Source organism: Rhizobium sp. NZLR10 (genome assembly GCF_019685125.1).
In the GTDB taxonomy this organism is placed as follows: domain Bacteria; phylum Pseudomonadota; class Alphaproteobacteria; order Rhizobiales; family Rhizobiaceae; genus Rhizobium.
Window position 1 is genome coordinate 39,072 of the sequence record NZ_JABDWE010000018.1, and the last position, 24,825, is coordinate 63,896.

Annotated in this window: 23 protein-coding genes and 1 tRNA gene; 10 read left to right on the plus strand and 14 right to left on the minus strand. The window is 61.1% G+C overall.

The annotated features are described in order from the left end of the window. Positions 1-136 precede the first annotated feature (136 nt). Positions 137-1,696, plus strand: coding sequence for a hypothetical protein (locus tag HJB82_RS23975; protein WP_207582394.1), 1,560 nt, complete (start codon positions 137-139; stop codon positions 1,694-1,696). A 179-nt stretch (positions 1,697-1,875) separates the two neighbouring features. Here HJB82_RS23975 and rpsA read toward each other — a convergent pair whose 3' ends face one another. Both rpsA and cmk read right to left on the minus strand, forming a co-directional pair. Further along, the gene (gene rpsA, locus HJB82_RS23980; protein ID WP_007634197.1) at positions 1,876-3,579 is read right to left on the minus strand and encodes a 30S ribosomal protein S1; all 1,704 of its coding nucleotides are present in this window, start codon (positions 3,577-3,579) and stop codon (positions 1,876-1,878) included. 174 nt (positions 3,580-3,753) lie between these two features. Further along, complete coding sequence (gene cmk, locus HJB82_RS23985) at positions 3,754-4,401, minus strand: (d)CMP kinase (RefSeq protein ID WP_221133208.1); 648 nt, start codon at positions 4,399-4,401, stop codon at positions 3,754-3,756. 327 nt (positions 4,402-4,728) lie between these two features. On the opposite strand from cmk, the gene HJB82_RS23990 reads away from it, so the two are divergent. The 5 genes from HJB82_RS23990 (at position 4,729) to HJB82_RS24010 (ending at position 7,685) form a co-directional block, all read left to right on the plus strand. Continuing rightward, positions 4,729-5,112 carry a TIGR02300 family protein gene (locus HJB82_RS23990; protein ID WP_207582396.1) on the plus strand — a complete coding sequence of 128 codons (384 nt, stop codon included), beginning with the start codon at positions 4,729-4,731 and terminating at the stop codon, positions 5,110-5,112. 150 nt (positions 5,113-5,262) lie between these two features. Then, positions 5,263-5,338, plus strand: a tRNA-Ala gene (locus HJB82_RS23995). A gap of 101 nt (positions 5,339-5,439) precedes the next feature. Continuing rightward, a complete protein-coding gene (locus tag HJB82_RS24000) occupies positions 5,440-5,709 on the plus strand; it encodes a GIY-YIG nuclease family protein (protein ID WP_207582397.1) in 270 nt (89 codons plus the stop codon). Between the two features lie 396 nt (positions 5,710-6,105). After that, on the plus strand, positions 6,106-6,828 hold the full coding sequence (locus HJB82_RS24005) for a YoaK family protein (RefSeq protein ID WP_207582398.1): 723 nt from the start codon (positions 6,106-6,108) through the stop codon (positions 6,826-6,828). 68 nt (positions 6,829-6,896) lie between these two features. Continuing rightward, positions 6,897-7,685, plus strand: coding sequence for a YdcF family protein (locus HJB82_RS24010; protein ID WP_221141758.1), 789 nt, complete (start codon positions 6,897-6,899; stop codon positions 7,683-7,685). A gap of 1 nt (position 7,686) precedes the next feature. Here HJB82_RS24010 and HJB82_RS24015 read toward each other — a convergent pair whose 3' ends face one another. Then, complete coding sequence (locus HJB82_RS24015) at positions 7,687-8,160, minus strand: hypothetical protein (protein ID WP_207582400.1); 474 nt, start codon at positions 8,158-8,160, stop codon at positions 7,687-7,689. A gap of 179 nt (positions 8,161-8,339) precedes the next feature. Here HJB82_RS24015 and HJB82_RS24020 point away from each other — a divergent pair, with 179 nt between their 5' ends. Further along, positions 8,340-8,975 carry a trimeric intracellular cation channel family protein gene (locus HJB82_RS24020; protein ID WP_221141759.1) on the plus strand — a complete coding sequence of 212 codons (636 nt, stop codon included), beginning with the start codon at positions 8,340-8,342 and terminating at the stop codon, positions 8,973-8,975. Positions 8,976-8,988: 13 nt separating this feature from the next. Here the strand turns inward: HJB82_RS24020 and irrA are convergent, their stop codons facing one another. After that, positions 8,989-9,408: an iron response transcriptional regulator IrrA gene (gene irrA, locus HJB82_RS24025; RefSeq protein ID WP_164006019.1), complete on the minus strand. Its 420-nt coding sequence runs from the start codon at positions 9,406-9,408 to the stop codon at positions 8,989-8,991. Positions 9,409-9,708: 300 nt separating this feature from the next. On the opposite strand from irrA, the gene fabA reads away from it, so the two are divergent. Genes fabA through fabI form a run of 3 tightly spaced genes read left to right on the plus strand, consistent with a single transcriptional unit; the run spans position 9,709 to position 12,311 of the window. Further along, a complete protein-coding gene (gene fabA, locus HJB82_RS24030; protein ID WP_007634186.1) occupies positions 9,709-10,224 on the plus strand; it encodes a 3-hydroxyacyl-[acyl-carrier-protein] dehydratase FabA in 516 nt (171 codons plus the stop codon). 43 nt (positions 10,225-10,267) lie between these two features. Beyond that, a complete protein-coding gene (gene fabB / locus HJB82_RS24035; protein ID WP_207582402.1) occupies positions 10,268-11,500 on the plus strand; it encodes a beta-ketoacyl-ACP synthase I in 1,233 nt (410 codons plus the stop codon). 4 nt (positions 11,501-11,504) lie between these two features. After that, the gene (fabI, locus tag HJB82_RS24040) at positions 11,505-12,311 is read left to right on the plus strand and encodes an enoyl-ACP reductase FabI (RefSeq protein WP_221132946.1); all 807 of its coding nucleotides are present in this window, start codon (positions 11,505-11,507) and stop codon (positions 12,309-12,311) included. 98 nt (positions 12,312-12,409) lie between these two features. On the opposite strand, the gene HJB82_RS24045 is transcribed toward fabI, so the two are convergent. The 10 genes from HJB82_RS24045 to rimP form a co-directional block, all read right to left on the minus strand. Continuing rightward, positions 12,410-13,426, minus strand: coding sequence for a class I SAM-dependent methyltransferase (locus HJB82_RS24045; RefSeq protein WP_221132947.1), 1,017 nt, complete (start codon positions 13,424-13,426; stop codon positions 12,410-12,412). Between the two features lie 132 nt (positions 13,427-13,558). After that, on the minus strand, positions 13,559-15,697 hold the full coding sequence (pnp, locus tag HJB82_RS24050) for a polyribonucleotide nucleotidyltransferase (RefSeq protein ID WP_207582405.1): 2,139 nt from the start codon (positions 15,695-15,697) through the stop codon (positions 13,559-13,561). A 357-nt stretch (positions 15,698-16,054) separates the two neighbouring features. Continuing rightward, positions 16,055-16,324 carry a 30S ribosomal protein S15 gene (gene rpsO, locus HJB82_RS24055; RefSeq protein ID WP_007634179.1) on the minus strand — a complete coding sequence of 90 codons (270 nt, stop codon included), beginning with the start codon at positions 16,322-16,324 and terminating at the stop codon, positions 16,055-16,057. Positions 16,325-16,477: 153 nt separating this feature from the next. Beyond that, entirely contained in the window at positions 16,478-17,329 is an 852-nt protein-coding gene (locus HJB82_RS24060; protein WP_207582406.1) for an alpha/beta fold hydrolase, read from the minus strand. A 99-nt stretch (positions 17,330-17,428) separates the two neighbouring features. After that, positions 17,429-18,361 (minus strand): tRNA pseudouridine(55) synthase TruB, encoded by a 933-nt coding sequence (gene truB, locus HJB82_RS24065; RefSeq protein ID WP_207582407.1) that lies wholly within the window; start codon positions 18,359-18,361, stop codon positions 17,429-17,431. 13 nt (positions 18,362-18,374) lie between these two features. Then, positions 18,375-18,779, minus strand: coding sequence for a 30S ribosome-binding factor RbfA (gene rbfA / locus HJB82_RS24070; protein WP_164006026.1), 405 nt, complete (start codon positions 18,777-18,779; stop codon positions 18,375-18,377). Positions 18,780-18,938: 159 nt separating this feature from the next. Beyond that, a complete protein-coding gene (gene infB / locus HJB82_RS24075; RefSeq protein ID WP_207582408.1) occupies positions 18,939-21,695 on the minus strand; it encodes a translation initiation factor IF-2 in 2,757 nt (918 codons plus the stop codon). Between the two features lie 101 nt (positions 21,696-21,796). Further along, positions 21,797-22,495, minus strand: coding sequence for an RNA-binding protein (locus HJB82_RS24080; RefSeq protein WP_207582409.1), 699 nt, complete (start codon positions 22,493-22,495; stop codon positions 21,797-21,799). Further along, a complete protein-coding gene (gene nusA, locus HJB82_RS24085; RefSeq protein WP_207582410.1) occupies positions 22,492-24,093 on the minus strand; it encodes a transcription termination factor NusA in 1,602 nt (533 codons plus the stop codon). The genes HJB82_RS24080 and nusA overlap by 4 nt, the downstream gene beginning before the upstream one ends. Positions 24,094-24,152: 59 nt before the next feature. Continuing rightward, complete coding sequence (rimP, locus tag HJB82_RS24090) at positions 24,153-24,758, minus strand: ribosome maturation factor RimP (protein ID WP_012559489.1); 606 nt, start codon at positions 24,756-24,758, stop codon at positions 24,153-24,155. Positions 24,759-24,825 lie beyond the last annotated feature (67 nt).

Sequence of the window (24,825 nt, forward strand, 5' to 3'; positions counted from 1 at the left end):
TTAATGTTTATGCATTTCGATGACGCGGCTATTGCGTCATGCGGACAGGAGGATCTGCTGGGATGCAAGGGGGCCGGATGAGCGCGGTCCTTTTATAGAGCCTGCTTTCATCGTCACTTTGCGAAAGGAGCATGCCATGTTGACTCCCGTTCGTGCAGCGTCCAATGCAAGCTTTTCGTCCCAAGGCCAGACTGCGGCGATCGTCGCCGGCGGCCTCGGCCGTTCTGTGATTGCGCCGGCGCCTGTCAATCCCGTCGAAGCCGCCGACCTGAATTCCGCCATTGCCGGCAAGCTCAATATCCTGCTCCTTGCCGCGCGTGAGCGCATGGTCGAAGCCCTTTTCGATGCCATCGATGCCGCCGGCCGCGCGATCTCGCTGGATCGCGGCGAGGACGAGACCAATCTTGCCTTCGCCTCCCGGCTCGCCGATGCCATCCAGCGGCTGCCGGCTCTCAGGATCGACGAGGTCGAGCGCCAATTCACCGCAGAGGGCCATAGCCTGCCGCTCCGGATGATCGCCGCAGCCCTGAAGAACCCCACAGGCCCGGAAGCAGCCCGCATCGTCGCCTATCTGGAAATCGTCCGCTACAAGGATCGCGATCTCGCCGCCCGCGCCGTCGTCCGCTCCTACGGCCAGAACGACGCTTCGCCGATGCGCGCCGAAGCTCGTCCTGAGATCCAACTTCATGAGGATCGTGGGTCTGCCGCCACGCGCCAGCCGGCAGACAAGCTATCCGCGCCGGCCAGTTTGCTGATCGAGGCCGCGGCTCTGGCGACCGCCGAGGAAGTGGTCGTCGCCGAGGCCGTGGACGCAGAAGATCCGGAAACGCAGCAGCCTCAAAACCGGGCTCAGTCCGCGTCGGCGGCGGCAAGCGAGGTCGCCCCGGAAAAATCCGCGCCGCAGGAGATCGAAGCCGCGCCGGCCTTGCCGACCGAAGCCACAGCGACCGAGGACGCGCGGGAAACGCCGGAGGCGTCTGCCATCCAGCCTCGCGCGGTGTTGGAAAAGGGCGATCCCGTCATTCCCAGGAACTGGGCAGGAATTGTCGCTTCGATGACCGAAGAGGTCTCCGCGATGATTGTCACCATCATCGGCGAGCAGGATATTGAAGCCGTCGTGGAGGATGGTCCCGTCGAGGCGGCCGTTGAGATCGATGTGATCCTCGACGAAGCCGTCATCAGCGATGCGACCGAAACCTTGACCAGGCAGCCGGCGGAGTTCGCAGCACCGGATGCGCGCCAGTCCGCAGCGCTTCACCCTTCGCCGATGGATACCGAGATCGTGACTGCGGCTGCCCGTCAGCCGAAAGAGATCGCCGCGCCACCGCCAATGATGCCGATTTCCGAGACGGCCGAGGCGTCCTATCTGCCGCTGGCCGCAAGAATGCCGGAGGGGCTTGCCTATACGCAGCTGCCTTATCAGTTCGCCAAGGATGTTCCGTCGAACGAGAAGGCCGGTGAAACGAGCCACCAGCATCAGCACCACCACGATGGGGCACCGCCAGACCAGCAGCAGGAGGATCAGCAGCAGGCGCAATCGGGCAGCGGGGATGCCACGCCCGATCTGGAAGCTGCCAACGCGGCACCTGAGCGCAGGACGCCGAGGATGATTGATTCCGAGCCGACGCCACATCAGCCAGGCGCGGCCGAAGACCCTGTTTATGCGCTCTATCAGCGCATGGTCGGCTGGGAATAAATTTCCATAATCCAAGTCATCAGGAAGCGTGCAGCGGTTCCGGGATAACGAAATGCATAAAAACCAAGGACCAAAGCGCCGCGCTAGATCAACTTTGATGCGACGCGCTCTAGCCCGAAAATGAAGAACCCGCCGGATCGCTCCGGCGGGTTCTTCAATTCAAAAGGCGGATGCGAGGCTTATTCGCCGCCACGGTTCTTCAGGGCTGCGCCCAGGATGTCGCCGAGCGAAGCGCCGCTGTCGGACGAACCGAACTGGGCAACGGCTTCCTTCTCTTCCGCAATCTCCAGAGCCTTGATGGACAGCATGATCTTGCGGTCCTTCTTGGAGAAGTTGGTGACGCGGGCGTCGAAGACCTGGCCGACCGAGAAGCGCTCAGGGCGCTGTTCGTCGCGGTCGCGGGCAAGGTCAGCGCGGCGGATGAAGGAAGTGATGTCCTCGTGGTTGACGAGCTTCACTTCAACGCCGCCATCGTTGACTGCGATGACTTCGCAGGAAACGACTGCATTCTTGCGCAGGTCGCCTGATGCAGCGGCGTCGCCGACTGCATCCTTGCCGAGCTGCTTGATGCCGAGCGAGATGCGTTCCTTCTCGACATCGACGTCGAGAACGACGGCCTTGACGACGTCACCCTTGTTGAACTCCTCGATGACCTGTTCGCCCGGACGGTTCCAGTCGAGGTCGGAGAGGTGCACCATGCCGTCGACATCGCCGTCGAGGCCGATGAACAGGCCGAATTCGGTCTTGTTCTTGACTTCGCCTTCGACTTCAGTGCCGGCCGGATGGCTGCGGGCGAATGCTGCCCACGGGTTTTCCAGCGTCTGCTTGAGGCCGAGCGAGATACGGCGCTTGGACGGATCGACTTCGAGAACGACGACTTCGACTTCCTGGGTGGTCGACAGGATCTTGCCGGGGTGAACGTTCTTCTTGGTCCAGGACATTTCCGAGATATGGATCAGGCCTTCGATGCCCGGCTCCAGCTCGACGAACGCACCGTAGTCGGTGATATTCGTAACGGTACCGGAAATCTTCTTGCCTTCCGGATACTTGGCCTGGATGCCATCCCACGGATCGCTCTCGAGCTGCTTCATGCCGAGCGAGATGCGATGGGTTTCCTGGTTGATGCGGATGATCTGAACCTTGACCTGCTGGCCGATGTTCAGGATTTCCGACGGATGGTTCACACGGCGCCATGCCATGTCGGTGACGTGCAGCAGGCCGTCGATGCCGCCGAGGTCGACGAACGCACCGTAATCGGTGATGTTCTTGACAACGCCGTCGACAACCTGGCCTTCTTCGAGGTTCTGAACGATTTCAGAACGCTGCTCGGCACGGGACTCTTCCAGAACCGTACGGCGCGAAACCACGATGTTGCCGCGGCGCTTGTCCATCTTGAGGATTTCGAAGGGCTGCGGGTTATGCATCAGCGGAGTGACGTCGCGGATCGGGCGGATATCGACCTGCGAACGTGGCAGGAAGGCGATCGCACCGTCGAGGTCGACCGTGAAGCCACCCTTGACCTGGTTGAAGATCACACCTTCGACGCGCTCGCCGGCTTCGAACTTGGCTTCGAGCTTGACCCAGCTTTCTTCGCGGCGAGCCTTCTCGCGCGACAGAACTGCTTCGCCGAGCGCGTTTTCGATACGCTCAACGTAAACTTCGACTTCATCGCCAACCTTGAGCTGGCCGTCCTTGGCGCGGGCGCCGAATTCCTTGAGCGCGATGCGGCCTTCGACCTTCAGGCCGACGTCAACAACGGCGACATCCTTTTCGATGCCCGTGACGATACCCTTGGTAACATAGCCTTCGGCCAGATCGTTCTTGGCAAAAGACTCTTCGAGAAGGGCCGCGAAATCCTCGCGAGAGGGAGTAGCTACTGACATAAAATCTCCTGCGTGTCCTGAATAGCGAAGCGGACACGTACGCGCCGGTTGGTTTGCGTTGAACGGGCCTGAACCCAGTCCGCCCTCTTTCACGAGGGCAATCCGGCGCTTGGACGGAATTTCAGGCTGCATTAACAGCGATCCATGCTCCTGAGCATGCAAAATCGCTTCAATTTAGGCATTTCGGCTCAAGACCGCATCGATGATCGATTGTGCAGCTTGAAACGCGGCCTCTATACTCATTTCCGACGTATCAAGCAAGTGCGCATCATCAGCTGGTTTCAAAGGGCTGTCGGCCCGTCCCATGTCGCGTTCGTCGCGCCGTTTGACGTCTTCGAAAATCGCATCGAAATCGGCCGTCGCCCCCTTGCCGAGGATCTCGTCGTAACGGCGTCTTGCACGGACCTCCGGCGTCGCCGTTACATAGAGTTTGATAGGCGCATCCGGGCAGACGACCGTGCCGATATCACGCCCGTCGAGCACGGTTCCCGGCGCCTTTATCGAAAACCGCCGCTGCGCCTCGACCAGCGCCCGGCGCACCGCCGGCATCACGGCAATCTTCGAGGCGGCTTCGCCGATCTCATGTTTGGAAAGTATATCGCGATCCAATCCAGCGAGTTCAACCTCCCGCGCGATCTTTTCCGCCACCGCCTCGTCGTCGAGCGGCAGGCCGGCGTCGAGCAGCGCCTTGGCTGTGGCGCGATAGGTCAGGCCGGTATCCAGATGATGGAAGCCGTATCGCTCGGCGATGCGGCGCGAAAGCGTGCCCTTGCCGGCCGCCGCCGGGCCATCGATGGCGATGGTGAAGGTCTTCGTTGTCATGTGATCAATCCTGGAGCAGCGGGCTTACAGGCTCTGGCTGGAGCCAAGCATGGCGTAATCATTTGTAAACGCATAGCATTTCCTTCGCAAGGCCGTCCTTTTCGGCGACAATCTTCGCTACGTTCTGCGGCTGCCGCGGCTCGTTACCATACACCCGCCGGCCGGTCATCCGGCGGCGGCGGAAATAGCCTGCGCTCTGATCATAAAGTTTGGCTTTGACATGGGAAGCCACAGCGATTAAGGGGACCGGCTTATAAATTCCGATGGAACGCCGGCTTGATCGGCATTTGCCGAATCTCGCATTCGGCCATTCTCACGAGGCTTATAGTGGCGAAAGCGGAACTTGGAACCAAGCGTACCGATCCGGAAACCGGCAAGAAGTTTTATGATCTGAACCGGGATCCGGTCGTTTCTCCTTATACCGGCAAGTCCTACCCCCTGTCCTTCTTCCAGGAAACCTCGGCGATCGCCGAGGTTGCCGAGGAAGACGAGGTCGCGGAAGTCGATACTGAAAACACCGAAGTCGAACTGGTTTCGCTGGAAGATGCCGATGAGGCCGCAAGCGGCGACGACATCCCCGATATCGGCGATGACGATGTCGAAATCGAAGGCGATGACGACGACGATACCTTCCTCACACCCGACGAAGACGATGACGACGATGACATGAGCGACATCATCGGCGTGACCGGCGACGACGACGAAGTCTGACCACTGCATTTCGGCCCGGTGAGGAAAAAATTCTCCGGGCCGGATTTTTTAGGCTTGCTATCTCCGAAAACCGGAAGTAATAAGCCGCCACTCCGAAGGGCACGCCTTGAGGAGTATCCCAGGACCGGCCCTGCGCCGGACCACCTTGATGGGGCTATAGCTCAGCTGGGAGAGCGCTTGCATGGCATGCAAGAGGTCAGCGGTTCGATCCCGCTTAGCTCCACCACGCTTCGCCCTTACGGGCTTCGCGTGGCGCAGCCGCGAGAAACCGTTAGGCCGAAGCAGTGCCCGGCATAGCCCGAAGGGCGACGACGGGCTGAAACGCTGATGTGGTATGTCTATATTCTCCGCAGCGTCGATTTTCTCGATCAGGAATATACCGGGTCCACCGCAGATCTGAAACAACGGTTCGCCGCTCACAATGCCGGAAAATCCACCCACACGGCCAAATTCGCACCATGGATTTTGTTCTGGTATTGCGCCTTTCCTGACAAACACAAAGCGCTTGAATTCGAAGCATATCTGAAATCGCATTCCGGCAGGGCTTTTGCCAGCAAGAGACTGGTCCAGCCGCATTCGGATCCAGGTAAACTCTAACCGCCCCGCGTCGCCCCGGCAGGCCGCTCCCACAGCCCACCGGCGCCTCGAGCCTCACATCTCGACGATAACCGCTGTCACCGGCTTCATCACCGGCAGCACCAATAGTAAGACGGGAAAGGCGATTGCCCAGGAAAGCGCCCAAGGTGCGTACCCAGCAACGGATCGCCGTCGTTCTGTGAGAACAAGCGAGCCGACCTATGCTCCCTCAGCTGACGGCCGTGCTTCTCTCCGACCTGTCGGCAAAACAGGGCATCACCACTTCTTTCCTGGTGTCTCTCAGAGTAGCATTTCCGAGCGTGGCATCAGCCAACCGCAGTCGTCTTTGCCAATTCCTCAACAAAAGGAATTATCCTTCTGCCGCATCTCAGCGATTCGGCCCCAGGACCCTCCGCAATGACCAGAGCACGACGCCGTCGCCTCATCCGCACCCGACGGACCATGACCGGGATCGCCCTCGTTGGCTCGATTTCGTTTCTTGCCGGCATGACCGATGCGACCGGCCTGCTGCTGACCGGCGATTTCGTCTCCTTCATGACCGGCAATACGACGCGGGCGGCATTGGCCTTGAGCCAGGGCAACCTTTATCACGCGGCGGTACTGATCTCCGCCATTCTGGTTTTCGTGCTCGGCAATGCGGCCGGCATTGTAGTCGCCCATTTTTCGCAACGCCGCATTTTCGTGGTGCTTGGATGCGTCGGCCTCGTCCTGGCACTTGCTTCGATGATGACGATGCAAAACTTGCTGCTGTCGCGCTTCTATTTGATCGTTCTTGCCATGGGCATGGTGAACGCCGCCGTCGAGCAAATCGAGGGCCTGCCGATCGGGCTGACTTATGTCACAGGCGCACTGTCGCGCTTCGGCCGCGGCATCGGCCGCTGGATCATCGGCGATCGCCGTATCGAATGGACGATCCAGATCGTGCCCTGGGGCGGCATGCTGCTCGGGGCGATTGCCGGCGCCCTCGTGACGCGACTGACCGGCGCGTATGCGCTGTGGCTGGTCTCCCTTTTTGCGATGGTGCTTGCGCTTGCCGCCATGTTCATCCCCCGGCCGCTTCAGCGGCGCTTCAACCAGAAGATCGCGCCGCATCGATCGGCCGTCGCGCGGGCGAAATAGAGCCGTCGCATTCCTGTTACCGTCGAATCGGATAGGAAGGACCGCCGCCCATCCTCAAGGAGTAGGTCTTGTTCCTGATTTCGAAGCTCGTCTGGATTTTCGCTCAGCCGTTGTCGCTGGCATTCTTCCTCCTCATCATTGCCCTCATTGCCGGCCTTTTGCGCTGGCGTACCTTAAGTATCCTCGGCGCAGCCGGTTCGGCCCTTATCCTCTTCGTCACGCTCTACACCACGGCCGGCAACCTCATGATGCAGGGTCTCGAGCAGCGCTTCGCCAAGCCCGCCGCCGATCCGGATAGCCTGCAATGCATGATCGTGCTCGGCGGTGCTTTCGAAAACGAGGTGAACACGGCGCGCCATGGCATAGAATTCAACGCCGCGGCCGACCGCTTCGTCGAAGCTCTGCGGCTCGCACAGAAATTTCCGCAGTCGCGCATTCTGGTGTCGGGCGGCGACGGCTCGCTTTCGGGCATCTACGAAGGCGATGCGGCGGCATCCGAGCGGTTCTTCCCGCTCTTCGGCGTCGGCAGGGATCGCCTGATCGAGGAGAAGCAATCGCGCACCACCTTCGAAAACGCCGTCAACACCAAGGAATTCCTCGCAAGCCAGGGGCTTGCCAATTGCCTGCTGATCACCTCGGGTTTTCATATGCCGCGCTCCGTCGGCATCTTCCGCAAGCTCGGCATCGATATCGTGCCCTGGCCGACCGATTATCGCACCGACGGTGAGGTGAGGCCGGGGTTGGATTTCACCCAGCCGAGCCTCAACGCCCAGAACATGGCGACGGCGATCCGCGAATGGTACGGCCTGGTCGGCTATTATCTCGCCGGCCGGACATCGGAGCTCTATCCGGGCTGAGTTACTTTTTTGAAATGGTGACGAATTTCGTGCCGCGCACGCGGGCCGTCACCGTGCAGGGATCACCTTCGGTGCGGTCGCAGAAACGCGGATGCATCTTCATTGCCAGCACCATGTTGCCGAAGCGCTGGACGAAGTCGTAGCCATAGATCTGCGCCGTCGCGATCATGAAATAACCGCCTTCCGCCACCTGAAGATAGAAATTATAGGTGCAGCCGTCGTCATTGCACTGCGGCCCCTTCTGCCCGTCGCAGGTCAGCTGGCCCTCGTTGACCACCGCATCGATCAGGCCGTCATTGTTGATGTCCTGCCGGATGATGAAGCCGTCGGCGAACTCGGCCGTCTTGCACTGCTCCTGGAAATGTTTCTTCTCGTAGATCTCCGGATCGGAAATCAGCGATTGCTGGCCGAAGGCGACAGCCGGCGTGAAAAGCAGCAGGACGATATTCAGAACGGCGAGCACCAGCGTTTTCACGGCTTTCCTCTTTTGGATAAAGGCTCTGCAGCCTGATGCATGTCGCCCGAATGTGTGCAGCGGATTTGGGACAACGGCATGCATCGTATAAAGACTTTGGCTTTATGGCGCCGCCGCCTTGCGCCGCCCTTGCCATCATGGTTCTTTCGGCAAAAACATAAGCCGGTTCTGGGGGCCGCATGTCCTTGCTCGTTTATCTCGATTATGCCGGCATTGCGCTGTTTGCTGCGACAGGCGCGCTTGCCGCCTCGCGCAAGCAGCTGGACCTGATCGGCTTTCTATTTTTCGCCATGGTCACGGGAACCGGCGGCGGCACCGTGCGCGATATCGTGCTCGGCCGCGTGCCGGTCTTTTGGGTGCTGAACCCCGCCTATATCCTCGTCTGCTGCGTCATGGGCGTCGTCGTTTTCTTCACCGCCCACCTGCTGGAATCGCGCTATCGGCTGCTGATCTGGCTGGATGCGATCGGTCTTGCCGCCTATTGCGTGCTCGGCGCCGCCAAGGGCCTTGCCGCCACCGGTTCGCCGACCATCGCGATCGTCACCGGCACGCTGACGGCGACCTTCGGCGGCATTCTGCGCGATCTGATGGCAAACGAGCCTTCGGTGCTCTTGCGGCCGGAAATATACGTCACCGCAGCCCTCGTCGGCGCCGGTGTGTTCACGCTCGCCAATGCGCTGGGAATGCCGCTCTATCTGGCGTCTGCCTGCGGCGTCGTGGCGGCCTTTGCGGTGCGCGGCGGAGCACTGTGGTTCGGCTGGACCTTCCCGACTTACAGGCACAAGCCCGGCCGGCATCCCGACGATGTGATGTGAAGAAGCGGTGTCGTCAGCCCTGCTTCGCCCGCAGACGGATCACCACGTCGACATGGGCGATTTCCATCCCCTCCGGCGGCTCCGGCAGGTTTGCGATCGTCAGGTTGCTGACCGGAATATCGAGTACCTCGTTTTCGCCTTCGACGAAGAAATGGTGGTGGTCGGAAACATTGGTGTCGAAATAGGTCCTGGCGCTCTCGACGGCGAGAACGCGGATGAGACCGGCTTCAGTGAATTGGTGCAGCGTGTTGTAGACCGTTGCCAGCGACACCGGAACGCCGGCTGCAACCGCCTCCTCATGCAGTTCCTCAACGGTCAGATGCCGGTCGCCCTTGGCAAACAGGAGGTCGCCGAGCGCGACACGCTGGCGGGTGGGGCGCAGGCCCGCGCCGCGCAGCCTTACCTCTATTGCGATCGGGAGTGCACCCGTCATCAAAACCAACTCCGGTTATTCCTGCATAATTCAATCATGTTTCTTCAAGCGGTATAACTTTTGCACCGGAGCCTTTCAATAGTTCAATGGGGACAAGAGCCTGATAAACGCGGCCAAAACGGGCTTTTGACGCAAATAGGTCTGGTCGCAGCCCTGGCCTTCCTGTATGCGACCACCAAATAATAGCGCAAGCTTGGTCCGGGACCGTGAATGAAGCTGCCTTGCTCGTGCTTCATTTTCTGAAGAATCTGGACTACATGTTCATAACCATGGGCTCACGCGGGAGGGAAAAGAAACTTTATGACGACAAGACAGTCCAGCTTCTCGTACGACGAACTCATCGCCTGCGCACATGGCGAGCTGTTCGGGCCCGGCAATGCGCAGCTTCCCCTGCCGCCCATGCTGATGGTTCACCGCATCACCGATATTTCCGAAACGGGCGGGACTTTCGACAAGGGTTATCTCAGGGCCGAATACGACGTACGCCCTGACGATTGGTATTTTCCCTGCCATTTCGAAGGCAATCCGATTATGCCGGGCTGCCTCGGCCTTGATGGCATGTGGCAGCTGACCGGCTTCTTCCTGGGCTGGCTCGGCGAGGCAGGCCGCGGCATGGCCCTGTCGACAGGCGAAGTGAAATTCAAGGGCATGGTCCGGCCCCAGACGAAGCTGATCGAATACGGCATCGACTTCAAGCGTGTCATGCGCGGCCGTCTGGTCCTCGGCACGGCCGACGGCTGGCTGAAGGCTGACGGCGAGACCATATACCAGGCGGCCGATCTTCGCGTCGGTCTCTCGAAAGACAAGACGGCCTGAACCGTATCTCAAGCGGCTCACGAAACAAAAAAGGTTTGATCAGATGAGACGGGTAGTTGTCACGGGTCTGGGTGTGGTGTCCTCGATCGGAAACGACGCCGCCGAAGTCACCGAATCCTTGCGGCAGGCAAAGTCCGGTATCTCCTTCTCCAGCGATTTCGCAGAGCACGGCTTCAGGTGCCAGGTCTGGGGCAGCCCCAAGCTCGGTTCGGCAGAGCTGGCGGAACTGGTCGATCGCCGCGCCATGCGCTTCCTGTCGCAGGGCGGCGCCTGGAACCATGTCGCCATGAAGCAGGCACTTGCCGATTCCGGGCTGGAAGAGAAGGACTACGCTCAGAACGAGCGCACCGGCATCATCATGGGCTCCGGCGGTCCGTCCACCCGCACCCTGATCGAGGCGGCTGAGATCACCGTGAAGAACAACAGCCCGAAGCGCATCGGCCCCTTCGCCGTGCCGAAGGCGATGTCCTCGACCGCATCGGCGACGCTTGCCACCTGGTTCAAGATCCACGGCGTCAATTATTCGATCTCGTCTGCCTGCTCGACATCGGCGCATTGCATCGGCAACGCCGCCGAGATGATCCAGTGGGGCAAGCAGGACGTGATGTTTGCCGGCGGCCACGAGGATCTCGATTGGACCATGTCCAACCTCTTCGACGCCATGGGCGCCATGTCCTCCAAGTACAACGATACGCCCGATACCGCTTCGCGCGCCTATGATGTCAACCGCGACGGTTTTGTCATCGCCGGCGGCGCCGGCGTGCTGGTGCTCGAGGAGCTGGAGCACGCCAAGGCCCGCGGCGCCAAGATCTACGCCGAAATCGTCGGCTACGGCGCAACCTCGGATGGCTACGACATGGTCGCCCCCTCGGGCGAGGGCGCCATCCGCTGTATGCGCCAGGCGCTCGCCACCGTCAAAGGCGATGTCGACTACGTCAACACCCACGGCACCTCGACGCCGGTCGGCGACAGCAAGGAAATCGGCGCCATCCGCGAGGTATTCGGCGCCAAGATCCCGCATATTCAGTCGACCAAGTCGCTGACCGGTCATTCGCTCGGCGCTGCCGGCGTGCAGGAATCGATCTATTCCCTGTTGATGATGCAACATGGCTTCATCGGCGAAAGCGCTCATATCTCAGAGCTCGATCCGGAATTCGAAGGCGTGCCGATCGTGCGCAAGCGTATCGACGATGCGAAGATCGATATCGCCCTCTCCAACTCCTTCGGCTTCGGCGGCACCAACGCCACGCTGGTCTTCCAGCGTTATAACGGATAATAACATGTCGGGAATCATGCAGGGTAAGCGCGGCCTCATCATGGGCGTCGCAAACAACCATTCGATCGCCTGGGGGATTTCAAAAGCTCTCGCCGCACAGGGTGCGGAACTCGCCTTCACCTATCAGGGCGATGCGCTGGGCAAGCGCGTCAAGCCGCTGGCTGCCGAAGTCGGCTCGGATTTCGTGCTGCCCTGCGATGTCGAGGACGTCGCCTCGGTCGATACCGTGGTCGACGCGATCAGCGAGCGCTGGGGCAAACTCGATTTCATCGTCCACGCCATCGGTTTTTCCGACAAGAACGAGCTGAAGGGTCTCTACGCCGATACGACGCGGGAGAATTTCAGCCGCACCATGGTCATTTCCTGTTTCTCCTTCACCGAGATCGCCAAGCGCTGTGCTCCGTTGATGGAAGACGGCGGTGCGATGCTGACACTGACCTATAACGGTTCGACGCGCGTGATCCCGAATTACAACGTCATGGGCGTCGCCAAGGCAGCGCTCGAGGCTTCGGTGCGTTATCTCGCCGCCGATTACGGTCCGCGCGGCATCCGCGTCAACGCCATATCAGCCGGCCCGATCCGGACGCTGGCCGGCGCCGGCATCTCCGATGCGCGCGCGATCCTTTCCTGGAACCAGCGCAATGCGCCGCTGCGCAAGTCCGTGACCATCGATCAGGTCGGCGGTTCGGCTCTCTACCTGCTCTCCGACCTTTCCGCCGGCGTCACCGGCGAAATCCATTTCGTCGACGCCGGCTTCAATGTCACCTCCATGCCGACGCTGGACACGCTGCGCAGGGCGGACGTCGACTAGCTGCTATCTCGATCTGAAACTCAAAAGGCCGTGCGCAGATGGTGCGCACGGCCTTTTTTCTTTCGATCGACGAAAGGGAACGGTTCGAGCCCTGACCCTTACTTCTTCGCCCACAGCACCTTGAAACGGGCGTTGCGGCAGGTTTCGCCGCTTTCCCTGAAATTCGCCGCCAGAACCGGCTCGTAGGGCAGCCCGCGATTGGCGACGAGCATCAGGCGGCCGCCGCCGCGAAGCGCGGATGCGGCTGTCTTGATCATTGCCTGGCCGAGAGCCGGATCGGCGGCGTGCCCTTCGTGGAAGGGCGGGTTCATAATGACGAGATCGTATTTGTCCTTGACCGGCTCTCCCGCCAGATCATGCCAGAAAAAGCGCGCAGGCGCTTTCGGGCAGTTCTCCGCCAGATTATCCCTCGCAGCCTCCAGAGCCGCGTGATCGGCCTCGTAGAGGTCGAGGCGGGTCAGTCCGCGCGACTTCTGCGCCATCTCGACGGAGAGATAACCCCATCCGGCGCCGAAATCCGCAACGTCGCCGGTAAAATCCTGCGGCAGCCGCGAGGCGAGCAGTTCCGACCCGGCATCGATCCGGTCATGCGAGAACATGCCGGCGGTCGCATGGAATCGGCCGTCGACGCGCACCGGCGCCTTTACCAGCTTGGAGACGATGTCGTCGCCATCGGCAGGGCGGCCGAACCAGAAGGCTACACCGTGATATTTCGGCATATGGTCGATTGCGAGGTTGAAACCTTCAAGGCGCTTGCGCAGCGGCTGGATGCCGTCTTCCTTGGCGCCGGCAACGACGATCAGGCCGCCGACCCGCGTGCGGGCGATTGCCGCGGCGAGATTGGCCTCGTTCTCGCCCTTGTGCTTCGTGCAGAGCACCAGGGCGGCATCGTAGTCCTCGCCGTCGATCTCGGGCTTTGCTTCGATCCGCTGCGCCAGCAGCTGCCGGTAGAGCGGCCGGAAGCCCTGGACGGCGCTGAGCGAGGCGGCAAAGCCGTCCGGCAGCGCAAAGCCGGCCTCGGCGCCGAGGAAGAGCACGCGCTCGCCCTCACTGGGCACCGCGACTGTGTCGCTGGCAAAGGGATGGAACAGGGTCTTCAGCGTCTCGCGGCTCATGGGTCTCGTCTCGTTAAAAGCATGTCGCGCAAAGGTGTTGAGCGGTTTTGCGACCACGACATGCGCAAAACCAGGATACAAAAAGGGCGCGGAAGCATTCCCGCGCCCGGAATTAAATCTGGAAGGCGCGGCTTATTCGGCCGCTTCTTCCTTCTTCTTCTCGTTCGGGATCTCCTGGCCGGTGGCCTGGTCGACAACCTTCATCGACAGGCGAACCTTGCCGCGTTCATCAAAGCCGAGCAGCTTGACCCAGACCTTGTCGCCTTCCTTGACGACGTCCTGCGTCTTGGCAACACGCTCGGAAGCGAGCTGCGAGATGTGGACGAGGCCGTCGCGGGCGCCGAAGAAGTTGACGAAGGCGCCGAAGTCGGCGGTCTTGACGACCGTGCCCTCGTAGACCTGGCCGATCTCGGGCTCGGCAACGATCGAGTGGATCCACTTGCGCGCCGCTTCGATCTCCTTGCCGGAGGAGGAGGCAATCTTGACGGTGCCGTCGTCCTCGATGTTGATCTTCGCGCCGGTCTTTTCGACGATTTCGCGAATGACCTTGCCGCCGGAGCCGATGACTTCACGGATCTTGTCGACCGGGATGTTCATGACTTCGATGCGCGGAGCGAATTCGCCGAGCTGGCCGCGGCTTTCGGTGATGGCCTTGGACATTTCGCCGAGAATGTGGGCGCGACCGCCCTGGGCCTGGCCAAGGGCGACCTTCATGATCTCTTCGGTGATACCGGCGATCTTGATGTCCATCTGCAGCGAGGTGATGCCGTCGGCGGTCCCTGCAACCTTGAAGTCCATATCGCCGAGGTGGTCTTCGTCACCGAGAATGTCGGAGAGGACGGCGAAGCGATCGCCTTCCAGGATCAGACCCATGGCGATACCGGCAACCGGCTTTGCCAGCGGAACGCCGGCGTCCATCAGAGCGAGCGAAGTACCGCAGACGGTCGCCATCGAGGACGAGCCGTTCGACTCGGTGATTTCGGAGACGACGCGCAGCGTGTAGGGGAACTGCTCAGGCGTCGGCAGCATCGGACGGATCGCGCGCCATGCGAGCTTGCCGTGGCCGATTTCGCGGCGGCCCGGGGAGCCCATGCGGCCGGTTTCGCCAACCGAGTAGGGAGGGAAGTTGTAATGGAGCAGGAAGCGCTCCTTGTACATGCCCGTCAGGCTGTCGACATACTGCTCGTCTTCGCCGGTGCCAAGCGTGGCAACCACGATCGCCTGCGTTTCACCGCGGGTAAACAGCGCCGAACCATGGGTGCGCGGCAGGAGGCCGACTTCCGAAACGATCGGACGAACGGTTTCGAGGTCGCGGCCGTCGATGCGGCTCTTGGTGTCGAGGATGTTCCAGCGAACGATCTTCGCCTGCAGGTGCTTGAAGACGGCGCCGATGACTTCGGCGCTGTACTTGGGCTCGACGCCCTCGGGGAAGAAGTGAGACTTGACCTTTGCCTTGACGGCGTCGACGGCTGCATAGCGATCAGCCTTCTGGGTGATCTTGTAGCCTTCGCGCAGTTCAGCTTCAAAATGCTTGAGCATTTCGGCTTCGAGTTCGGAATGGTCTTCCGGCTGGAAATCACGCGGTTCCTTGGCGGCAACTTCGGCGAGCTTGATGATCGCGTCGAGAACCGGCTGGAAGCCCTTGTGGCCGAACATGACGGCGCCGAGCATGACGTCTTCGTTCAGTTCCTTGGCTTCGGACTCGACCATCAGCACGGCGTCGTAGGTGCCGGCGACGACGAGGTCGAGGCTCGATTCGTCCATCTCGTCGAGATGCGGGTTGAGAACATATTCGCCGTTGATGTAGCCGACGCGCGCGCCGCCGACCGGGCCCATGAAGGGAATGCCGGAGAGCGTGAGCGCTGCAGACGCAGCAACCATCGACAATACGTCGGGATCGTTTTCAAGGTCGTGCTGAACGACGGTCACGACGACCTGCGTGTCGTTCTTGTAGCCTTCCGGGAACAGCGGGCGGATCGGGCGGTCGATCAGGCGGGAAACCAGCGTTTCCTTTTCAGACGGACGACCTTCGCGCTTGAAGTAGCCGCCGGGGATCTTGCCGGCTGCGTAGGTCTTTTCCTGATAGTTGACCGTCAGCGGGAAGAAGTCCTGGCCGGGCTTCGGAGCCTTGGCGGAAACGACGGTGGCGAGAACCACGGTTTCGCCATAGGTGGCGAGAACCGCGCCGTCGGCCTGACGGGCTATCTTGCCGGTTTCGAGCTTCAGCGGGCGGCCGGCCCACTCGATTTCGACTGTGTGGGTATTAAACATGACTTGTCCTTCAATGCGGGAGCACGCGCCATCGCCGATATCAAGGCGCAGCGCACAGTCGACCGCAAATAATGTGACGTATCACGGGCAAGACAACGGGAGGCTTTTCATCCTTGGTTTCCTCGATAAATCCGAGGGTCCCTGAGAAAACCAAGCCAAAGCCTCGAGAAGCCTTGGCCGAAAGCATCCGGCAATCCTGCCCCATGACAGGTCAACGGTTGGTTTGGCAGAACCGGCCCATCCGGGTCCGCCGGTCTTTTCCACCGCTTGAAGATAGGGCGCGGCTGGAACATTTCATCGGGAACCATGTCCCGAAACAGATCCGGCGGGCACTTGGAAAGCGCCCGCCGGACAATCTTAGCGGCGGATACCCAGGCTGGAAATCAGCTTGGAATAGCGGCCTTCATCCTTCTTCTTGAGATAATCAAGAAGCGAGCGGCGGCTCGAAACCATCGTCAACAGGCCACGGCGGGAATGGTTATCCTTCTTGTGGTCCTTGAAGTGTCCGGTCAGGTTGTTGATGCGTTCGGTCAGGATCGCGACCTGGACTTCCGGAGAACCGGTATCGCCTTCGACGGTTGCGTATTCCTTGATCAGCGCAGACTTGCGCTCAGCAGTGATCGACATCGGGTGATCCTTTCTAAGAGAGGAGATAAAGGTCGCCAAAAGCCGGGATGTCGTCCAGCTTTGGCCGTGAATGCGAGCAGGCGAACCTGACGCTGGCGCTGCCTATAAACCAAATAAGCAGCGATGGAAAGAGGGGAGCTCCCGCGGCGGTTTTCAGCGGCCCGCCATGGCCTCCCGGATCATTGCATCGTAACCTGCGGGATCCTGCAGCATGGCGAAATGGCTGGCGTCTTTCAGGATCACGAGCTTTGCGCCCGGAATTTCTTTGGCCATCATCTCCGTATGGTCGAGCTTCACGGCTTCATCATGGTCGCCGATGGCGAGCGTGACCGGTATCGTGATCTTTCCAAGATCCGCCGCCGTCCAGGCCGGCTGTGTCGCCCACATCTCGGAAATCTGGGTGACGAAGGCATCATATTCGTTCGGCGTCGGCGACAGCTTCCGGTACTGTTCACCGGCGACGTTGATGTAGTCGTTGAAGGTCTTGTTTCTCAAGACGTCAGGCTTGACGCCGTCGGTGGTGACATTGGCGGCCTGCGCAATGACGCGCGTCAGCTTTTCCGGATGTTTCATCGCCATGTCGATGCCGATAATGCCGCCGTCGGACCATCCCACCAGCGTCACCTTGCCGATCTGCAAATGGTCGAGAAGCGCGGCATAATCCGATGTCATCAGATCGTAGCCGAAGGGCTGTCGGCTGCGCGTCGAGCGCCCATGTCCGCGGCTGTCGGCAACGATGACCAGATGATCCTTGGCAAAATCGGCGATCTGATGACCCCAGACCTCGGCATTTCCAAGACCTCCATGGATGAAGAGGATCGGGTCGCCTTCACCATATTCGGCGTAATACATCTTGATGTCGTTCACATCGGCCATGCCGCTCGTCTTCGGCACGGGCATTGCAGGAAAGGCCGGGAGCTCGGCCCAGCGCTCGGCGGATTGAGCGCCGGCAACAGTCAGGAACATCGAAAAGAACGTCAGTATGCCGATAGTGGTTGCGCGCATAATCATCCCCTTGTCGGGCCGCCATGGCCCTTCGGGCCGCCACGGCCCGAAAGGAAGATATCGCATCGCTAACGCCTGACAATCGTTAGCTGTACAGACTCAGCCGAAAACCCGCTTCGGGCGAAACTCGCCCTGGCCGATCTCGCCGATCGCAATCAGCCTGCCGCGGGCCGTCGCATAGGCTTCGCTTTCGGCAACCGGCGCATCGCGGCCACGCACGAGGATCGGGTTGCCCATCTTCAGCCGGTGCGCCTGATCGTCGTTGATGACGAGATGGGGCAGGGCGGAAAGCGCCTCGCAGGTGTTGATCAGCAGCGCATCGAGGGCGGCAAGCCGCTCGTCCATATCCTCGATTGCCTCCAGCGCCACAAGGTCTGCGAGCGGCACCATGGCCTCTTCCGCGAACGGCGCGACGAAGGTGCGCCGCAGCCCGGACACGTGGCCATAGCAGCCGAGCTCCCGGCCGAAATCGCGGGCGAGCGCCCTGACATAGGTGCCCTTGCCGCATTCGACTTCGAAATGCGCGGTATTGGCATCCGGGCAGGCGAGCAATGTCAGCCGGAAGATATCGACTTCGCGCGAGGGGATCTCGACAACTTCGCCTTCGCGCGCCAGATCATAGGCGCGTTCACCCGATATCTTGATCGCCGAAAACTGCGGCGGCACCTGGCTGATGGTGCCGATATAGCTGGCTAGGATATCGCGGATCTGCTGTTCGCTCGGGCGTTTGTCCGAGCTTTCGGTCACGTCGCCCTCGAGATCGTCCGTCGCGCGTTCCTCGCCCCAGCTGACCGTGAATTCATAGATTTTGCGGCCGTCCATCACATAGGGAACGGTCTTGGTCGCATCGCCGAGCGCGATCGGCAGCATGCCGGAGGCGAGCGGATCGAGCGTGCCGGCATGACCGGCCTTCTGCGCCTTAAAGAGCCACTTGATCTTGGAAACGGCTTCCGTCGAGCCGAAATCCACCGGCTTGTCGAGGATCAGCCAGCCGGAAATCGGCCGGCCCTTGGGTTTGCGTGGTTTGGACATGCGTCTCTTCTGTTTATTGTTCGTCATTATCGCCGTCGAGGTCGCGTTGCACCTCGGGCGAACGCAGCAGCTCGTCGATTTTCTTGTAGTTGTCAAAGCTGGTATCGTCGCGGAACCGCACCTCCGGCATGTATTTCATCTGCCGAAGCTGTTGCCCGAGCCTGCCGCGGATATACCTCGCATTACGGTTCAACGCCTCGATGACGATGCTGTGGTCGGAAACGCCGAGCGGTGTCACATAGGCGGTGGCCATCTTGAGGTCGGGCGACATGCGCACTTCCGAGATCGAGATCACGGTCGCTTCGATGACGTCGTCGCGCACTTCGCCGCGCTGCAATACCTGGGTGATCGCGGCGCGAACCTGTTCGCCAACGCGCAGCATGCGCTGCGAAGGCGCGGAAGAAGTCGATCTGGTCATTGTTATCTCTATTTGCCGATGCGGCTGGGAATCGAACCCGTCAAAGGAGAGCGTCCATGACTCTTTTGGCAGAAAAGGTCAAGTCGCAGGTACCCGAAAGCCATCCGCCGGCTGGCGAATGGCTTTCGGAAGGCTGATGCTGCGCTCAGCCGCAGCGGTTTAGAGCGTGCGCGTGATATGTTCGACGCGGAAGCACTCGATGACGTCGCCGGCGCGCATATCCTCGTAGTTTTCGAAGGCCATGCCGCACTCCTGGCCCATCGGCACTTCGGACACTTCGTCCTTGAAGCGCTTGAGGGTCTTGAGCTTGCCTTCGTGAACGACGACGTCGTTGCGGATGAGGCGGACGCCTGCGCCACGCTCGACCTTGCCTTCGACGACACGGCAGCCTGCGACCTTGCCGACCTTGGTGATGTTGAACACCTCGAGGATTTCGGCATTGCCGATGAAGGTTTCGCGTCGTTCCGGAGACAAGAGGCCCGACATCGCTGCCTTCACGTCATCCACCAGGTCGTAGATGATGTTGTAGTAGCGGATTTCGATGCCTTCGCGCTCGGCGAACTGACGTGCCTGCGTATTTGCACGAACGTTGAAGCCGATGATGGCCGCGTTCGACGCTTCGGCGAGCGAAATATCCGACTCGGTGATGCCACCGGCGCCCGAATGGACGATGCGGGCGCGGACCTCGTCGGTGCCGAGCTTCTCGAGCGCGCCGGCAATCGCTTCGATCGAGCCCTGCACGTCGCCCTTGATGACCAGCGGGAACTCCTTGATGCCGACGCTCTGGCGCTGCATCATCATCTGTTCCAGCGAACCGCGCTGTCCCGACTGGCGGGCAGCCGCCTTGTCACGGGCAAGACGCTGGCGATATTCCGAGATTTCGCGGGCGCGGCTTTCGCTTTCGACGACGGCGAACTTGTCGCCCGCCTGCGGCGTACCGGAAAGACCGAGAACCTCGACCGGGGTTGCCGGACCTGCTTCCTTCACATGGTCGCCCTTGTCGGTGACAAGCGCGCGCACGCGGCCCCAGACGTCACCGGCGACGATGATCTGGCCCGGACGCAGCGTGCCCTTCTGGACAAGCACGGTCGCGACCGAACCACGGCCGCGATCGAGCTGGGCTTCGATGACGGTACCTTCAGCAGTCCGGTTCGCATTGGCCTTGAGATCGAGAATTTCCGCCTGCAGCAGGATCGCCTCGAGCAGCTTGTCGAGGTTCTTGCCGGTCTTTGCCGAAACTTCGACGTCGAGCACTTCACCGCCCATGGATTCCACGAAGACTTCGTGCTGCAGCAGCTGATTGCGCACCTTCTGCGGATCGGCTTCGTGCTTGTCGACCTTGTTGATCGCAACGATGATCGGAACACCGGCCGCTTTGGCGTGGTTGATCGATTCGATCGTCTGCGGCATCACGCTGTCGTCGGCTGCGACGACCAGGATCGCGATGTCGGTCGCCTGCGCACCGCGGGCACGCATTGCCGTGAAGGCGGCGTGGCCGGGCGTATCGATGAAGGTGATCTTCTGACCGCTCTGCTCCACCTGATAGGCGCCGATATGCTGCGTGATGCCACCGGCTTCGCCGGAAACCACGTTGGCATGACGGATGGCGTCGAGCAGTGAGGTCTTGCCGTGGTCGACATGGCCCATGATGGTGACGACGGGCGGGCGCGAAACCAGTTCGCCATCCTCGTCGGACACGTTGAAGATACCAAGTTCGACGTCGGATTCCGACACGCGCCTGACCGTATGGCCGAATTCGCCGGCGATGAGTTCGGCAAGGTCGGCGTCGATGACGTCGCCCGGCTTCATCATCTGGCCTTCCTTCATCAGGTACTTGATGACGTCGACAGCGCGTTCGGACATGCGCTGCGACAGTTCCTGAATGGTGATGGTCTCTGGCAGAACTACCTCGCGGGAGATCTTCTCGCGGGTTTCCTGCATCTGACCGCGGCGGAACTTCTCCTGCCGGCGGCGCATCGCCGAGAGCGAACGCCCGCGGGCATTGTCGTCGCCGTCGACGTTGGCAGTGGAGATCGTCAGCTTGCCGCGACGGCGCTCTTCATCCGTCTTCGGACGCGTGGTGACCGGCTTTGCCGGTTCCGGGCGAACGACACGGCCACGGACCGGACCACCGCGCGCGGCACCCCGATCTTCTTCTTCCTTTTCGTCGCGACGGCCGCGAACGGCGCCGGGAACGGCAGCGCCCGCTGCCGGACGGGCAGCAGCCGGTGCTCCGGCCGCATCGGGCCGGCGCACAGCTGGTGCCGACGATGCGGTTTGCTGCGGCTGTGGGGCGTCGGCGCTTGCCTCGGCCGGAGCCGGTGCCGCGGCTGCTGGTTCAGCAACGGCGGCGGGCGCCTCAGCCTGTCGGATAGCGTCTTCAGCGGCCCTGCGGGCAGCTTCTTCTGCTTCGGCTGCCTTACGGACAACCTCTTCGGCGGCACGGCGCTTTTCGTCCTCGGCGCGGCGGATCGCATCCTGGGCGTCACGCGCCTGGGCGTCGGCAAGCGCACGGCGGCGGGCGTCCATTTCCTCCGGCGACAGATGGTTCAGCACTACCGGACGCGGACGATCGTTCTGGCGCGGCGCCTGGTGGGACTGCTGCGGACGTTGGTTCGTCTGGTTGTTGTTGCCCTGCTGGATCCGCGGTGCCGGCGTCGGCTGCTGCGGGCGCGCCTGCATAGGCGCCGGCGCCGGTTCGGCAGCACGCACAGGGGCCACCGGAGCGGCAGGTGTGATCGGCTTTTCGTCTTCCGGGCGCATCGGGCGCCGCTTGCGGGTCTCGACGACAACCGCCTTGGTGCGACCTCGACCCATATCCTGGCGAACGGTGCCCTGGCTCATCCCCGATGGTTTCAGGGTAAGCGTCTTTTTGCCCGTCACGCTGATTGTCTTGTCGTCGTTACTATCGGTCATTCGTTCCCGTTCCTTCGGACAGGGAGCGATGACTAGATCAGACCCTGTCGTTCAATACTGTCGATCAATGAGGATGCGACCGGCCGATGCCGGTGACCGCCTCATTGTTTTTGCCGGCCAGCGCCGCCCGCTGCTGCCCGGGACTGACCGCCAATACGGTACTGTTCGAGCATCTTTGCGCGCTTCACTACACCCTCACCCGCCTGCCCTGCAAGCACTGCGGCATGGATAAAAGCATTCTGACCCATCAGGCCTTCCATTTCGCTCTCCGAGAAGAGACGGAAGGAAGGTATCTCCTCCTCGGTCTCCATTCCGAGGTGCCAGGCCTTGCGGGCCTGGTCGATTTTTCGGACGCCGTCGTCCGCTGCATCAGTCGCATGGAACACCGCAAGCGCTGCCCCGCTTCTAACTGCGGCATCCACTTTCGAGGATCCGCTGACGAACTGGCCGGCTTTCCGCCCCATGTTCATCATCTGCATCAATTGCGCCGCGAGCAGCCGATCGACGCTCGCGCCGAGATCGTCTGCCGCCTTCACATCCATTTTCAGCGCGCGGGCGAAGAGTTTCTTCGCCACCGCCCTGTCGACCAGCGACCGGTCGATCTTTACCCAGCATCCGCGTCCCGGAAGCTCGCGCTTCAGGTCGGCGACAATAGTTCCATCGGGAGCGGCAACGAAGCGGATCAGCTCTTCCGGCGATCCGCTTTCGCGCGTCACGATGCACATGCGTCCGTTCACGTCATAACCTGCAAGATCGTCGTCCTCATCAGGGAGAGCGTCCGGCTCATGCGCGGTCATCATACTTCCTGTTCGGCTTCGGCGACCTCTTCTTCGGTCCCCTTAGCCAGGTCCTCTTGCGTGATCCAGCCGGCCGAAAGGCGGGCCTGGACGATCATCTGTTCGGCCTCGACGCGCGAGACGTCGAACTTCGAGAACAGGCCTTCGAACTTCTTCGTTTCGCCGTTCTTGCGTTCCGTCCAGCCGACGAGGTCGTCGGCGGCACAACCGGCAAAGTCCTCGATCGACTTAATGCCGTCTTCGCCGAGCGCCACCATCATCTGGGCGGTGATACCGTCGATTTCGCGCAGCTCGTCCTGAACGCCGAGCGCCTTGCGCTTCTCGTCCATCTCGGCTTCGAGACGCTCGAGGAATTCGCGGGCACGCTGCTGGATTTCCTGCGCCGTCTCTTCGTCGAAACCGTCGATCGAGGAGATTTCGTCGAGATCGACATAAGCCAGTTCTTCGACCGCTGCAAAGCCTTCAGAGGCCAGAACCTGGCCGACCATTTCATCGACGTCGAGCGAATCCATGAACAGGTTGGTACGCTCGTTGAATTCCTTCTGGCGGCGTTCCGATTCCTCGGCCTCCGTCATGATGTCGATGTCCCAGCCGGTCAGCTGCGAGGCGAGCCGGACGTTCTGGCCGCGGCGGCCGATCGCAAGCGACAGCTGCTCGTCGGGAACGACGACTTCGATACGCTCGGCATCCTCGTCGAGAACGACCTTGGCGACTTCGGCCGGCTGCAGGGCATTGACGACGAAGGTCGCCGGGTCCTGCGACCACGGAATGATGTCGATCTTCTCGCCCTGGAGTTCGCCGACGACGGCCTGAACGCGCGAGCCGCGCATACCGACGCAGGCGCCGACCGGATCGATCGAACTATCGTTCGAGATCACGGCGATCTTGGCGCGCGAGCCCGGATCGCGGGCGACCGACTTCACCTGGATGATGCCGTCGTAAATCTCGGGCACTTCCATGGTGAACAGCTTCACCATGAACTGCGGATGCGTACGCGACAGGAAAATCTGCGGGCCGCGCTGCTCGCGACGGACATCATAAACATAGGCACGGACGCGATCGCCATAGCGGACGTTTTCGCGCGGGATCATTTCGTCGCGGCGGATGATGCCTTCGCCACGGCCGAGATCGACGATGACATTGCCATATTCGACGCGCTTGACGGTGCCGTTGACGATTTCGCCGACGCGATCCTTGAATTCGTCGAACTGGCGGTCGCGCTCGGCTTCACGCACCTTCTGCACGATCACCTGCTTGGCGGACTGTGCGGCGATGCGGCCGAAATCCATTGGCGGCAGCGGATCGGCGATGAAATCGCCGAGTGCGGCGTCCGGGTTGCGGTCGCGGGCAAGCTCCAGCGGGATCTGCGTCGAATAATCCTCAGCCTTGTCGACAACTTCGAGCAGGCGCTGCAGACGGATTTCGCCGGTCTTCGGATTGATATCGGCCCGGATGTTGGACTCGGTGCCGTAACGGGAGCGTGCCGCCTTCTGGATGGCGTCGGCCATTGCGGCCAGCACGATCTCGCGGTCGATGACCTTTTCGCGCGCCACTGCATCTGCGATCTGCAGAAGTTCGAGCCGGTTCGCACTGACTGCCATTGTCTTGTTTCTCCGTCTTTACTCCAGGGTTCCCGTCCCTGTAGCGGTCTGTTGATCGGTTATTCCTGGTCGTCCGCTTCGTTCTGGTTGGCGGCCTCGGCTTTCGCCAGCTTATCGGCGCGCAACGCGTCGCGGATCAGGTCGTCGGTCAGAATGAGCTTCGCATCGCTAAGCGCCGTGAAGGGAATGGTGACCTTCTGCTCTTCCCCGTAAGCGACCTGGTCACGCTCGAGCGTGAAACCATCGACGCCTGCTTCGACGATCTTGCCGCGGAAGCGCTTGCGATTGTCGATCAAGATCGACGTCTCGCATTTCACAAGGTGGCCCTGCCAGCGGACGAAATCGGATTTCCGCACCATCGGACGGTCGATGCCGGGCGAAGACACTTCGAGATGATACTCTTTATCGACCGGATCTTCCACATCGAGGACAGGAGAAATCGCCATCGAGACTTCTTCGCAGTCCTGAACCGTCATCGTCCCGTCGTTGCGTTCGGCCATCACCTGCATCGTCACGCCGTTCTGGTTCAGCATGCGGACGCGGATAAGCCGGAAGCCGATGCCGATGAGGACAGGTTCGATGATATCGGCAAGACGCTGGTCGAGCCCGGTTTCGGTAATCAGCCGCGGCTCAAGTTCGTTGCCTGCGTTTGTCATGTCCGACAAGCGGTGCGCTCCTCGCAATTTCATGCTTTTTAGGGATCGCGCTAATAAAAAAGAGCGGGTCCTTGCG